The organism is Virgisporangium ochraceum (assembly GCF_016863655.1).
GTDB lineage: Bacteria > Actinomycetota > Actinomycetes > Mycobacteriales > Micromonosporaceae > Virgisporangium > Virgisporangium ochraceum.
This window is the reverse complement of sequence record NZ_BOPH01000068.1, coordinates 157875-170910: the sequence shown is the minus strand read 5'-3', so window position 1 is coordinate 170910 and position 13036 is coordinate 157875. Positions and strand designations below refer to the sequence as shown.

The window sequence follows — 13036 nt, the reverse complement described above, 5'->3', positions numbered from 1 at the left end:
AAATCCCGCACAGGACCGCGGCACGAGCGCCTACGCTCCGCTCCGGCACTCATGCCGCTACCTTGGGCGCCCCTGTGGCGACGGCGCCGAGGCCCGGGCCTCCCGTGACCGCGGTGATGCGCGGCGGCGGCACGACCTCCAGCAGCCGGGTGACGAGCTGCTCGGCGGTGACGCCGTCGGCGACCGCCTCGAAGCTCAGCACCAGCCGGTGGGAGAGCACGTCCGTGGCGAGCTCGAGCACGTCCTCCGGGAGCACGTACTCGCGACCCCGGATCAGCGCCAGCGCACGCGCCGCCGCCGTGAGCCCCAGCGTGGCCCGCGGGCTCGCGCCGTAGGCCAGGTTCGGAGCGACGTCGGGCGCCCCGAACCGCTGCGGCTGACGGGTCGCCAACACGAGCCGGACGACGTACTCGGCGATCGCGTGGTGCACGAACACGTCGCGGGCCTGCGCCTGCAGGGCCAGCAGCAGCTGCGGGTCCAGCACCGCCCTCGCCGCCGGCCGGCTCGTGCCGAGGCGGTAGAGGATCGCCAGTTCCTCGCTGTCGCTCGGGTAGTCCACGACGATCTTCATGAGGAAGCGGTCGCGTTGCGCCTCGGGAAGCTGGTAGACGCCCTCCGACTCGATCGGGTTCTGGGTAGCGAGCACCAGGAACGGCTTCGGCGTCGGGTACGTGCGTCCGCCGATCGACACCTGGCGCTCGGCCATCACCTCCAGCAGCGCCGACTGCACCTTCGCCGGCGCCCGGTTGATCTCGTCGGCCAGCACGAGGTTGTGCATCACCGGACCCAGCTCGACGTCGAACGTCTCCTTCGACGCCCGGTAGATCCGGGTGCCGAGGATGTCGCTCGGCACCAGGTCGGGCGTGAACTGGATCCGGGCGAACGTGCCGCCGACCGCCGTCGCCAGGGTGTGCGCGGCGAGCGTCTTCGCCACGCCGGGCACACCCTCCAGCAGGCAGTGACCGTCGGCGACCAGCGCGGTGAGCAGCCGCTCGACCATCCGGTCCTGCCCGACGATCACCCGCCGCACCTGGAACATCGTCTGCTCCAGGAGCAGCGCCGGTTCCTGACTCACAGGTTGTCTCCGGTGCCGCTCCCGGTGGCGCCGCCGCTGCTCCCGCCGGAGCCGGTGCCGGTGCCCTCGCCGGTGCCCTTGTCGGGGCAGTCGCGGCCGTCGCCGGTGTAGCCGGTGCCGCCGCCATCCTCGACGACGCGGACGATCTGCTCGCCGTTGCCGGTGTCGGGATCGCCGGCCGCGTACGCCACGCCGCCCACCGCGAGCGCCGCTCCGATCGCGCCCGCGGCCACGATCCCCGCCATCATTGATTTCCGCACGGGTCCACCCCTTCGTTGTGGTTGTGGACCCATGCCACCAGCCGGAGCCGAAAGCAACCCGAAAGCATTGGCCTCGCAAAGCCTTGCCTGGCAACCTTCCCAGACATGGCAGTGTTCGACATAGACCCCGACGACCGCACCCTGCACGGCTCCTTCAACCCCGACCGCGAGCCGGTGCTCACCATCGACCCCGGCGACACCGTGCGGTACACGACCCTCGACTCGGGCTGGTCGGCCGGCCAGTACCGGCACGACGTGGTGTTCCCGGAGCGGCCGCGGGTGCCGCAGTACCGGCCCGAGTTCGGTCACGCGCTGGTCGGGCCGGTGTACGTGCGAGGCGCCGCCCCGGGCAGCACGCTGGCGGTGCGGGTCGACGCGGTCGTCCCCGGCGGCTGGGGCTACTGCGTGGCCGGCGGCTGGACGAACGAGCTGAACACCCGCTACGGGCTGACGACCGAGGGCGTCGTGCACACCTGGACGCTCACCGGCGACACCGGCCGCAACCAGCACGGGCACACGGTGACGCTGCGGCCGTTCATGGGCGTGATGGGGATGCCGCCGGCCGGGCCGGGCGACCACTCGACGATCCCGCCCCGCGTCCACGGGGGCAACCTCGACTGCAAGGAGCTGGTCGTCGGCAGCACGCTCTACCTACCGGTCCCGGTGGAGGGTGCGCTGTTCTCGGTCGGCGACGGGCACGCCGTCCAGGGCGACGGCGAGGTCAGCGGCACCGCGATCGAGTGCCCGATGGACCGCGTCGAGCTGACCTTCGACCTGCGCGACGACCTGCCGCTCGACGCCCCGTTCGCCGAGACCCCGGCCGGCCTGGTGACGATGGGCCTCGGCGACACCGTCGACGACGCCACGTTCATGGCGCTGGAGGGCATGTTCGCCCAGCTGCGGCGGCTCTACGGGGTCTCGCGGCCCGACGCGCTGGCGCTCGCGAGCGTCGCGGTCGACCTGCGGGTGACCCAGATCGTCAACCAGGTCGTGGGCGTGCACGCGGTGCTGCCGCCCGGCGCGCTACGAACTGGATGAGCTCGACCCGCACGACGAGCTCGACGACGACCCGCACGACGACGAGCTTCCGCACGAGCTGGACGACCCGCACGAGCTGGAACTGCCGCACGAGCTGGACGAACTGGCGCAGGACGCGCTGAACGACGTGTCGCTGGACGACGAAGAAGACGACGACGAGCAGGAGGAGCCGCTCATCCCGGCGCCCGTCGCCGGCCCGAAGAACGTGCCCCAGTGCGGCGCGGCGCCGTTCGGTAGCCCCGACCGGACCCGCCGGGCGATGCGCCGGGTCACCACGAAGATCACGATCGCGGTCACGACGACGGGCACGACCGTCACCGCGACCACCAGGAACACCCAGCCGAACACGTCCACGCAGGGAAGATAACCCCTAGAGTCGAGAGGCCCCCGGGCCGTACGAGGCCATGAAGTCGTCGGGATTGGCCAGGGCGCAGCGGTCGAGCGACAGGCATCCGCAGCCGATGCAGTCGTCGAGGTTGTCGCGCAGGCGTTCCAGGCGCGCGATGCGATCGCTGAGCGCCGACCGCCAGGTCGCCGACAGGCGCGCCCAGTCGCCGCGGGTGGGCACGCGCCCGTCGGGAAGCTCGGCCAGCGCGGCCGCGATGTCCTTCAACGGCATGCCGACCCGCTGGGCGGCCCGCACGAACGCGACCCGGCGCAGCGTGTCCCGGCTGTACCGGCGCTGGTTGCCGGACGTGCGCCGGCTGTGGATCAACCCACGCGCCTCGTAGAAGTGCAGCGTCGACACCGCGGCGCCGGACCGGGCGGAGAGCTGGCCGACCGTCAACTCGGCGGGCTGGGACACCACCCCACCCTACCGGCGCTCATCCGCCCGCCGATCTTGCAGTTGTGGCCCCACCTAAAGCATGACATATCGCCACATAGGTGAGGCCACATGTGCAAGATCGGCGCGCCGGCTCGGCGCTCGCCACGGCAGCGAGCGGGTGTCGCCACGGCAGCGAGCGGCACGGAGCGATCCGCAACCCGACAAACCACTACTAGGCTGGCCCCCCGTGAGGGCAGCGCGCGTGGTGGGTCGGTCGGCGGTGCTGCTCGAGGTCGGCGGGCACGACGAGGTTGCCGCCTGGTACGCCGAGCTCACCCGGCGCAAGGACCGGGGCGAGCTCACCGCCGTCGACATCGTGCCGGCGGCCAGGACCGTCCTCATCGATGGTGTGACGAATCCGCTGGAAGTCGCAGAAACGCTGGCGAAAGCGGCGGAACCCGGAAGGCCGGAGAAGGGCGAGAGCCAGCTGATCACCGTGCCCACGGTCTACGACGGGCTCGACCTCGCCGACATCGCCGAGCGGTGGAACACCAGCCCGGAGGGCGTCGTCCGCCGGCACCAGGAACTGGAGTTCGAGGTGGCGTTCTGCGGCTTCGCGCCCGGCTTCGCCTACCTGACCGGCCTGCCACCCGACCTGCGCGTACCCCGCCTCGACGAGCCCCGCGTCAGCGTCCCCCGGGGCTCGGTGGCCCTCGCCGACGAGTACACGGCGGTCTACCCGGCGGCGTCGCCGGGCGGGTGGCGGCTGCTCGGCCGCACCGACCTCGTCCTCTTCGACCTGGACAGGGACCCGCCCAGCACGTTCCGGCCGGGCGCCAGGGTGCGCTTCGAGGAGGCCCGGTGATCGAGGTGCTGCGGGCGGGCGCGCTCACGACGGTCCAGGACCAGGGCCGCACCGGGCACGCGCATCTCGGCGTCCCGGCGGCGGGCGCGCTCGACGGACCCGCCCTTCACCTCGCCAACCGCCTGGTCGGCAACGACCGGGCGGCCGCCGGGCTCGAGATCACCGTCTCCGGCTGCCGGCTGCGCGTCCACCGGACCACGATCGTCGCGGTGACCGGCGCTCCGGCGGCAAAGATCACGGTGGACCGGCGGAGCGTCGACGCCGGTGTCCCGGTGCCCGTGCCCGCCGGTGCCGTGCTCGACATCGGACCGGCGAGCGCCGGCGTGCGCACCTACCTGGCGGTCGCCGGCGGGATCGACGTGCCGCCGGTGCTGGGCTCCCGGTCGACCGACACGCTGTCCGGGCTCGGCCCACGACCGTTGCGTGACGGCGACACGCTGCCGGTCGGCCCACCCACCGGACCCGCCGCGCCGGTCTGGTTCACCACCAGCGAACCGAGAACGCCCAGGCTGCGCGTCACGCTCGGCCCCCGCGACGACTGGTTCACCGACGAGGCGCGGCAGACGCTGGGGACCGCCGAGTGGACCGTCTCGGCGAAGTCGAACCGGGTCGCCGCCCGGCTCGAAGGGCCGAAGCTCACCCGCGCCAACACCGACGAGCTGCCCAGCGAGGGCATCGTGCTCGGCGCGGTGCAGGTGCCCGCGGGCGGCGAGCCGCTGGTCTTCCTCGCCGACCACCCCACGACCGGCGGCTATCCGGTGATCGGCGTCGTACACCCCGACGACCTGCCCGTGCTCGCCCAGAGCCGGCCCGGCGCGAAGCTCAGGATGACCGTGGTTCAGAAGGGCGACGCATGGACCTGAACGCCGACCTCGGCGAGGGCTTCGGCCGCTGGCACCTCACCGAGGACGCCGCGCTGCTCGACCTCGTCACCAGCGCGAACGTGGCCTGCGGGTTCCACGCCGGCGACCCGCTGACCATGCGCCAGGTGTGCGCGACCGCCGCCGCGAAGGGCGTCAGCGTCGGCGCCCAGGTCGGCTACCGAGACCTCGCCGGCTTCGGCCGCCGCTACATCGCCTACGAGCCGGCCGAACTGGCCGCCGACGTGCTCTACCAGCTCGCCGCGCTCGACGGGATCGCGCGGACCGCCGGCACCCGGGTCACCTACGTCAAGCCGCACGGCGCGCTGTACCACGCCGCGGCGCGGGAACCCGCGCAGGCCGGTGCCGTGGTCGACGCCGTCGCCGCGTACGACCCGGCCCTGCCCGTGCTCACGCTCCCCGGCTCGCGGCTGATGGAGGTCGCCACGGAGAAGGGGCTCAGGGCGGTCCCCGAGGCCTTTCTCGACCGGGCCTACACCCCCGACGGCGGTCTCGTTCCGCGCGGACAGCGCGGTGCGGTGATCCACGACGCGGCCGAGGTGACCGCGCGGGCCGTGCGGATGGCGGCCGAGGGCACCGTGGTCGCCGCCGACGGCAGCGTGGTGCGGGTCGCGGCGGAGTCGTTCTGCCTCCACGGCGACACCCCGGCGGCCGTCGACGTGGGCCGGCGGGTGCGGACGGCGTTGGAGGAGGCCGGTATCACGGTCGCCCCGTTCGTGACCGTAGGCTGAGGCATCCATTGTCATTTGTATCTGAGGTGTGCGCGTGAAGGCGATGCTGCGCAGCGACTCCGCCGAGCGGCCGACGGAACCGCCACCACCGGCGGTGTCCGCCGAGAACCGCACGTCGGTGGTGGTGGCCTCGATCGTGGCGCTGGTCCTGCTCGCCGCGACGGCGGTGGTACTGACGGTCCAGTCCGTGCGTGACACCGACACCGTGCGGGCCGCCAGCGGCTACCGCGGCGAGCTCGACGGCGGGTCGATGTTCCGGCAGGTCGCGTTCGACCCCGAGGGCACCTGGCTCTACGCGGCCACCGGCACGACCGTCGAGGTGCGGCACCCGGTCACGCACCGCCGCGCCGGCGCGGTGTTCGAGATCGGCAGCCGGGTCCTGACGATGGTCATCAGTCCGGACGGGCGTCGCCTGGTCACCGTGGCCGAGGACAACTCGGTGCGGGTCTGGGACACCGAGAGCCGGCAACCGGTCGGCGAGCCGCTCGCCGCCGAGGGGCTGACCCGGGCGATCGGGCTGGCGATCAACCCCGACAGCACGCTGCTGGCCGTCGCCGGCGACGGCGGAACCGCCCTGTGGAACCTCGCCGACCGGCGGGTCGTCGGGCTGCTGCAGGCCGCCAACGGCTCCCACTCGTCGGTGGCGTTCAGCCCCGACGGGTCACGCGTCGCCACCGGCGACACCGGCGGCGGCACCGTGGTGCTGTGGAGCACCGACACCCGCCAGCCCGAGGGCGAACCGCTGGTCGCGCACCAGCCCGGCGCGTCGGTGAACGCGGTGGCGTTCGACCGCAGCGGCACCGTGCTCGCCGACGGCAGCGGCGACTTCGTCGCCAACGTCTGGAACCTGACCGCCCGCGAGCACACCGAGTTCCGGGGCCACGAGTTCCAGCCGGTCCACTCGGTGATCCTCACCGCCGACGGCCGCACGATGATCACGGCGAGCCTCAACTCGATGCGGATCTGGGACGTGCAGAGCGTCGCCGAGGTCGGCCGGACCTACGGCAAGGACGGCTCCGACGACATCAACGACATCGCGCTCAGCCCCGACGGCGACACGCTGGCCGTGATCCGCGACCACCGCATCGAGTTCTGGAGCCTGGACGGTCTCCGCAACCGGTGAGGGCCCCGCCATCGGCGGAGGCCCTCACGTGGGTCGGTGTGTGCTCAGCTGTTGTGCTCAGTCGTTGTGCTCAGCCGTTATGCTCAGCCGTTATGCCAGGCCCGCCCGTCGCGTTCGAGCAGCTGGTCGGCCTCCGACGGCCCCCAGCTCGCCGCCTCGTAGAACGGGATGCGCCCGTCGGACTCCTGCCAGTGGGCCACGATCGGGTCGACGATGCGCCAGCTGTGCTCGACCTCGTCGGAGCGGATGAACAGGGTGGGGTCGCCGATCATCGCGTCGAGCAGCAGCCGCTCGTACGCCTCCGGTGACTCCTCCTTGAACGTCTCCTGGTACGAGAACTCCATCGACGCCGACCGCACCTGGAACGAGTGCCCCGGCACCTTCGCGCCGAAGCGCAGCGTGATGCCCTCGTCGGGCTGGATGCGCAGGATCAGCGCGTCGGGCTTGAGCTCGCTGACCTGGTCGGCCCGGATGGGCAGGTGCGGCGGGCGCTGGAACTGCAGCACCACCTCGGTGAGCCGCTGCGGCAGCCGCTTGCCGGTGCGCACGTAGAACGGCACACCCGCCCAGCGCCAGTTGTCGACGTCGAGGCGCAGGGCCGCGTACGTCTCGGTCTTCGACCGCGGGTTGACGCCGACCTCCTCGCGGTAGCCGGGCATCAGCTCGTCGGACGTGCCGCCGCGGCTGTACTGGCCACGCACCGCGATGCGGTCGATGTCGCGGGTGGTGGGCAGCCGGATCGACTGGAGCAGCTTGACCTTCTCGTTGCGTACGTTCTCCGGCGAGAACGAGGCCGGCGGCTCCATCAGGGCCAGCGCGAGCACCTGCAGCACATGGTTCTGCAGGATGTCGCGGGTGGCGCCGGCATGCTCGTAGAAGCTGCCCCGGGTGCCGACACCGAGCGTCTCGGCGACCGTGATCTGCACGTGGTCGACCCACGTGCGGTCCCAGATCGGCTGGAAGATCGCGTTGGCGAACCGCAGCGCCAGCACGTTCTGCACGGTGTCCTTGCCGAGGTAGTGGTCGATGCGGAACACCTGTGACTCGTCGAACCCGGCGTGCACGGTGTCGTCGAGCGCCTTCGCGCTGGCCAGGTCGTTGCCGTACGGCTTCTCGATGACCACGCGGGAGAAGCTCTCGGGCCCGGCGCCGTGGTTGAGCCCGGCGGCGGTGAGCCCGCGCACCACCGGCTCGAACGCCTGCGCCGGGGTGGACAGGTAGAACACCCGGTTGCCACCGGTGCCGAGCTGCTCGTCGAGCTCGTCGAGCAGCGTCTTCAGCCGGGCGTAGGTGTCGGGGTCGTCGTAGCCGCCGGCGAGGTACCGGAACCGCTGCAGCAGGCCGTCGTCGGGCCCGTTGGAGCACTTGGCGCGGAACTCGTCGTCGCTCATCGGACTGCGGGCCACCCCGACGACGGCGAACTCCTTGGCCAGCCGCTTGTGGTGGTTGAGCCGCTTGAGGGCCGGCACCAGCTTGCGGGCGGTCAGGTCACCCGACGCACCGAAGATCACCAGGGTGGTCGGCGGTGCGCGACGATCATCGGCTTCGACCGGCAGGTCGTTCATGAAGAATCCTCCCCACGGGCTTCGAGCAGGCGAAGCCAGATCTCACTCACCGTCGGGTACGACGGGACGGCGTGCCAGAGCGTCGAGACCGGCACCTTGCCGACCACCGCGATGGTGGCGGCGTGTACCAGTTCAGCAACGTCGGGTCCGACGAAGGTGGCGCCGACGAGAACGTCGGACGTCCGGTCGATGACCAGGCCGGCACGGCCCTTGTACCCGTCGCGTTGCAGCGACGCCCCGGCCACGTTGCCCAGGTCGTACTCGACGGTCTCCACGTCGATGCCGCGCTGGCGGGCCGCCGCCTCGGTGAGGCCGACGCTCGCCACCTGCGGGTCACAGAACGCGACCTGCGGCACCATGTCGTGGTCGGCCACGTCGCGGTAGCGGGGGCCGTCGAGGGGACGCCCCTCGGCGCGCGCGCCGATCACTGTGCCCGCGATGCGGGCCTGGTACTTACCCATGTGGGTGAGCAGGGCGCGCCCGGTGATGTCGCCGACGGCGTACAGCCAGTCGTGCCCGGGGACGGTCAGGTGGTCGTCCACCTCGACGAAGCCGTTCTTCAGGGACAGGCCCAGCGCGTCCAGTCCCAGATCGCCCGTGGCCGGAACGCGGCCCGCCGCGACGACGACCTCGGCCACGACGAGCGTCTCGCCGCCCGCGACCAGGTCGACCGGGCCACCGTGGACCCGCCCCTCGCCGGTGTCGGCCGGCGACTTGCGCGACACCCGCTCGACGCTCACGTTGAACCGCACGTCGATACCCAGCTCGGCGAACCGCTCGGCGACCAGCGCGCTCGCGAACGGCTCGCTGCGGCCGAGCAGCGCGTCGCCGCGCACCAGCATGACCACCTCGGCGCCGAGCGCGCGCAGCCACACGGCCGCCTCGCAGGCCACGACACCTCCGCCGATCACGGCGACCTTCGACGGCACCTCATGCAGGTTGGTCGCGTCGCGGGAGGTCCACGGCAGCGCCTCGCGCAACCCGGGCACCGGCGGAACCGCCGCCGTGGTGCCGGTGGCGAGGACCACCGCGTGGTTCGCGCGGATCGTCCGTTCCGTGCCGTCGGTGCCGGTGACCGTGAGCTCCCTGGGACCGGTGATACGCCCCCGGCCGCGCACGACGTCGATGCCGACGGAGTTGGCCCAGCCGACCTGGGAGCTGTCGTCGTGGTTGTGGGTGAACTGGTCACGCCGCTTGAGGACGCCGGCCACGTCGAGCGTGGCCCCGCGGACCCCGGTGAGCGCGTTCGCCGCGTCGACCACGTCGACGGGACGCAGAAGCGCCTTGCTCGGCATGCAGGCCCAGTACGAGCACTCGCCGCCGACCAGTTCCTTCTCCACGATGGCCGCGGTGCGGCTACTGCCCTGGATCGCGTAGCTCGCGGCATTCTCGCCGGGCGGACCCCCGCCCACGACGATCACGTCCCACTGATCAGTCACGAGAGCACGCTACCGTGCCCGCCAGCCGAGCAGGTTGCCCTGAACTCCCTTAGGCTCGCATCGTGGGCGTCCGTCGGTTGTTGCACCTGTGGCCGGTGTACCGGCAGGTCACGGGCACCGACCCGCTCGGGCGGGGCGCCGCGGCGCAGTCTGCGCGGTCGGCCTCGCTGCACGCCCGGACGGGTGATGCCGATCACGTTGCGCGCTCGGTCTGCCCGTACTGCGCGGTGGGCTGCGGGCAGCGGGTGTTCGTGCGCGACGGCGTGGTCACCCAGATCGAGGGCGACCCCGACTCGCCGATCTCCCGCGGCCGGCTGTGTCCCAAGGGCTCCGCGAGCAAGAGCCTGGTCACCAACCCCGACCGGCTCCGGTCGGTGAAGTACCGGCGGGCCTACGGCACCGAGTGGGAGGACCTGGACCTCGAGACGGCGATGGAAATGATCGCCGACCGCGTGGTCAAGGCGCGTGCGGAGACCTGGGAGTCGCACGACGCCGAAGGACGGCGGGTCAACCGCACCCTGGGCATCTCCAGCCTCGGCGGCGCCACGCTCGACAACGAAGAGAACTACCTGATCAAGAAGCTCTTCACCGCTCTGGGCGCGATCCAGATCGAGAACCAGGCCCGTATTTGACACTCCGCCACGGTTCCCGGTCTGGGAACCAGCTTCGGTCGCGGTGGCGCGACCGGTTTCCAGCAGGATCTGGCGAACGCCGACTGCATCATCATCCAGGGCTCGAACATGGCCGAGGCCCATCCGGTGGGCTTCCAGTGGGTGATCGAGGCCAAGAACCGTGGGGCCACGGTCATCCACGTCGATCCCCGGTTCACGCGGACCTCCGCGCTCGCGCACCGGTTCGTCGCCGTGCGGGCGGGGTCGGACATCGCGTTTCTCGGTGGGATCGTGCGGTACATCCTCGAGAACGAGCTCGACTTCCGTGAATACGTGCTCGCCTACACCAACGCGGCCACGATCCTGCGTGACGACTTCGTCGACACCGAGGACCTCGACGGGCTGTTCTCCGGCTTCGACCCCGACACGAACACGTACGACCCGTCGTCGTGGAACTACAAGGGTCAGGACGTCGACCGCACCGGCGGCGGCGCCGGCGACGACTCGGGAGACACCCACGCCGAACGGGAGACCGCGGCCGGCCTGCAGCACGAGTCGCACGGCGCGCCTGTTCCCTCGGAGCTGGAACGCGACGAGACGCTGCAGCACCCGCGGTGCGTCTACCAGGTGCTGAAGCGGCACTTCGCCCGGTACACGCCCGAGCTGGTCGAGCGGGTCTGCGGCGTGCCGGTGGCCGACTTCCTCGCGGTGTGCGAGGCGTGGACCGCGAACTCCGGCCGGGAGAAGACGACCGCGCTGGTCTACTCGGTCGGCTGGACGCAGCACAGCGTGGGCGTCCAGTACATCCGCACCGGCGCGATCATCCAGCTGCTCCTGGGCAACATGGGTCGCCCGGGCGGCGGCATCATGGCGCTGCGCGGGCACGCCAGCATCCAGGGGTCCACCGACATCCCGACGCTGTTCAACCTGCTGCCCGGCTACCTGCCGATGCCGCGGGCCGACGAGCACACGTCGCTCACGGAGTGGGTCGACAGCATCCGGCACCCCGGTCAGAAGGGCTTCTGGGCGAACGCCGGCGCGTATGCGGTCTCGCTGCTGAAGGCGTATTTCGGGGAGAACGCCACCGCCGGAAACGACTTCCTCTTCGACCACCTGCCCCGGCTGACCGGCGACCACGGCACCTATCAGCAGGTGCTGAACATGATCGACGGCAAGGTCAAGGGGTACTTCCTGCTCGGCCAGAACCCGGCGGTCGGGTCGGCGCACGGCAAGGCGCAGCGCCTGGGCATGGCCAACCTCGACTGGCTGGTGGTCCGCGACCTCTACGAGATCGAGAGCGCGAACTTCTGGAAGACCGGCCCAGAGATCGAGACCGGCGAGATCTCACCTTCCACGTGTCGCACGGAAGTGTTCCTGATGCCGGCCGCCTCGCACGTGGAGAAGGAGGGCACGTTCACCCAGACGCAGCGGATGCTGCAGTGGCGGGAGAAGGCGCTCGACCCGCCGGGCGACTGCCGGTCGGAGCTCTGGTTCTTCTACCACCTGGGCCGGATGATCCGGGAGCGGCTCGCGGACTCCGACCTCGACCGCGACCGGCCCGTGCTCGACCTGGCCTGGGACTACCCCGTCCACGGCCCACACGACGAGCCGGGCGCCTCCGACGTCCTGAAGGAGATCAACGGGTACGAGGTCGGGTCCCGTCGGCTCCTGTCCGGCTTCTCCGAGTACCGCGACGACGGCTCGACGGTCGGCGGCTGCTGGATCTACTCCGGCGTCTACGCCGACGGCGTGAACCAGGCGGCCCGCCGCAAGCCCGGCCGGGAGCAGACCTGGGTCGCGCCGGAGTGGGGCTGGGTCTGGCCGGCGAACCGGCGCACGCTCTACAACCGGGCCTCGGCCGACCCTTCCGGTAGGCCGTGGAGCGAGCGGAAGGCCTACGTGTGGTGGGATCCCGAGAAGGGTGAGTGGACCGGGCACGACGTGCCCGACTTCCCGAAGAACCTGCCGCCCGACCACCGCCCGCCGCCCGACGCCAGCGGGGTCGAGGCGCTGGCCGGCGACGACGCGTTCATCATGCAGGGCGACGGGAAGGGCTGGCTGTACGTGCCGGCCGGGCTGATCGACGGCCCGATGCCGACCCACTACGAACCGGTCGAGTCGCACACGGGCAACCCGCTGTACAAGCAGCAGGCGAACCCGACGCGCAAGGCGTACCCGCGCGAGGAGAACCCCGACAACCCCAGCCCACCCGACCGGCGCCACGAGGTGTACCCGTTCGTCTTCACGACCAGCCGGCTCACCGAGCACCACACCGCGGGCGGCATGAGCCGCACGCTGGCATACCTGTCGGAGCTGCAGCCGGCGATGTTCGTCGAGGTGTCGCCCGCCCTCGCCGAACTCCGGTCGCTGGAGCACCTGGGCTGGGCGCACATCGTCACGGCGCGGTCGGTGATCGAGGCGCGGGTGATCGTCACCTCGCGGTTGCGGCCGTTGCGGGTCGAAAGGCGGACCCTGCACCAGATCTGGCTGCCCTACCACTGGGGAGGCACCGGCCTGGTCACCGGCGACTCGGCCAACGACCTGATCGGGATCAACCTGGACCCGAACGTGCTGATCCAGGAGAGCAAGGTGGGCACCTGCGACATCCAGCCGGGCCGGCGTCCCGTCGGCCCCGAGCTGCTGTCGTTCGTCAACGGGTACCGGCGACGGGCGGGGATATAG

The 13036-nt window shown here is 71.6% G+C and carries 11 protein-coding genes and 1 pseudogene; 6 read left to right on the top strand and 6 right to left on the bottom strand.

Features of this window, described 5'->3' with window-relative positions; genetic code table 11:
• Nucleotides 1–49: 49 nt before the first annotated feature.
• Nucleotides 50–1075, bottom strand: coding sequence for an AAA family ATPase (locus Voc01_RS23730; protein WP_307781589.1), 1026 nt, complete (start codon nt 1073–1075; stop codon nt 50–52).
• A complete protein-coding gene (locus tag Voc01_RS23725; protein ID WP_203929711.1) occupies nt 1072–1335 on the bottom strand; it encodes a hypothetical protein in 264 nt (87 codons plus the stop codon). Before Voc01_RS23725 ends, Voc01_RS23730 begins: the two co-directional genes overlap by 4 nt.
• 105 nt (nt 1336–1440) lie before the next feature.
• On the opposite strand from Voc01_RS23725, the gene Voc01_RS23720 reads away from it, so the two are divergent.
• Nucleotides 1441–2373: an acetamidase/formamidase family protein gene (locus Voc01_RS23720; RefSeq protein ID WP_203929710.1), complete on the top strand. Its 933-nt coding sequence runs from the start codon at nt 1441–1443 to the stop codon at nt 2371–2373.
• Here Voc01_RS23720 and Voc01_RS23715 read toward each other — a convergent pair.
• Together Voc01_RS23715 and soxR are read right to left on the bottom strand one after the other, a co-directional pair.
• Entirely contained in the window at nt 2359–2727 is a 369-nt protein-coding gene (locus Voc01_RS23715; protein WP_203929709.1) for a hypothetical protein, read from the bottom strand. The genes Voc01_RS23720 and Voc01_RS23715 overlap by 15 nt on opposite strands.
• Nucleotides 2728–2743: 16 nt before the next feature.
• On the bottom strand, nt 2744–3178 hold the full coding sequence (soxR, locus tag Voc01_RS23710; RefSeq protein WP_239160433.1) for a redox-sensitive transcriptional activator SoxR: 435 nt from the start codon (nt 3176–3178) through the stop codon (nt 2744–2746).
• Between the two features lie 208 nt (nt 3179–3386).
• On the opposite strand from soxR, the gene Voc01_RS53225 reads away from it, so the two are divergent.
• Genes Voc01_RS53225 through Voc01_RS23695 form a run of 4 tightly spaced genes read left to right on the top strand, consistent with a single transcriptional unit; the run spans nt 3387 to nt 6739 of the window.
• Nucleotides 3387–4004 (top strand): 5-oxoprolinase subunit B family protein, encoded by a 618-nt coding sequence (locus tag Voc01_RS53225; protein WP_239160432.1) that lies wholly within the window; start codon nt 3387–3389, stop codon nt 4002–4004.
• Nucleotides 3899–4867 (top strand): 5-oxoprolinase subunit C family protein, encoded by a 969-nt coding sequence (locus tag Voc01_RS53220; RefSeq protein WP_373873856.1) that lies wholly within the window; start codon nt 3899–3901, stop codon nt 4865–4867. The genes Voc01_RS53225 and Voc01_RS53220 overlap by 106 nt, the downstream gene beginning before the upstream one ends.
• Complete coding sequence (locus Voc01_RS23700) at nt 4858–5616, top strand: LamB/YcsF family protein (protein WP_203929707.1); 759 nt, start codon at nt 4858–4860, stop codon at nt 5614–5616. Before Voc01_RS53220 ends, Voc01_RS23700 begins: the two co-directional genes overlap by 10 nt.
• 43 nt (nt 5617–5659) lie before the next feature.
• Entirely contained in the window at nt 5660–6739 is a 1080-nt protein-coding gene (locus tag Voc01_RS23695) for a WD40 repeat domain-containing protein (RefSeq protein WP_239160441.1), read from the top strand.
• Nucleotides 6740–6822: 83 nt separating this feature from the next.
• Here the strand turns inward: Voc01_RS23695 and zwf are convergent, their stop codons facing one another.
• Together zwf and Voc01_RS23685 are read right to left on the bottom strand one after the other, a co-directional pair.
• Complete coding sequence (gene zwf / locus Voc01_RS23690) at nt 6823–8304, bottom strand: glucose-6-phosphate dehydrogenase (protein ID WP_203929705.1); 1482 nt, start codon at nt 8302–8304, stop codon at nt 6823–6825.
• A complete protein-coding gene (locus tag Voc01_RS23685) occupies nt 8301–9743 on the bottom strand; it encodes a dihydrolipoyl dehydrogenase family protein (RefSeq protein ID WP_203929704.1) in 1443 nt (480 codons plus the stop codon). The genes zwf and Voc01_RS23685 overlap by 4 nt, the downstream gene beginning before the upstream one ends.
• 62 nt (nt 9744–9805) lie before the next feature.
• On the opposite strand from Voc01_RS23685, the pseudogene fdh reads away from it, so the two are divergent.
• Nucleotides 9806–13033: pseudogene (fdh, locus tag Voc01_RS23680) on the top strand (formate dehydrogenase); the annotation flags it as partial.
• Nucleotides 13034–13036 lie beyond the last annotated feature (3 nt).

What these genes read in the sequence shown, in the direction of transcription:
- Voc01_RS23720 (WP_203929710.1), top strand. Translation starts at nt 1,441, where the DNA reads ATGGCAGTGTTCGACATAGACCCCGACGACCGCACCCTGCACGGCTCC.
- Voc01_RS23700 (WP_203929707.1), top strand. Translation starts at nt 4,858, where the DNA reads ATGGACCTGAACGCCGACCTCGGCGAGGGCTTCGGCCGCTGGCACCTC.
- Voc01_RS23695 (WP_239160441.1), top strand. Translation starts at nt 5,660, where the DNA reads ATGCTGCGCAGCGACTCCGCCGAGCGGCCGACGGAACCGCCACCACCG.
- zwf (WP_203929705.1), bottom strand. Translation starts at nt 8,304, where the DNA reads ATGAACGACCTGCCGGTCGAAGCCGATGATCGTCGCGCACCGCCGACC.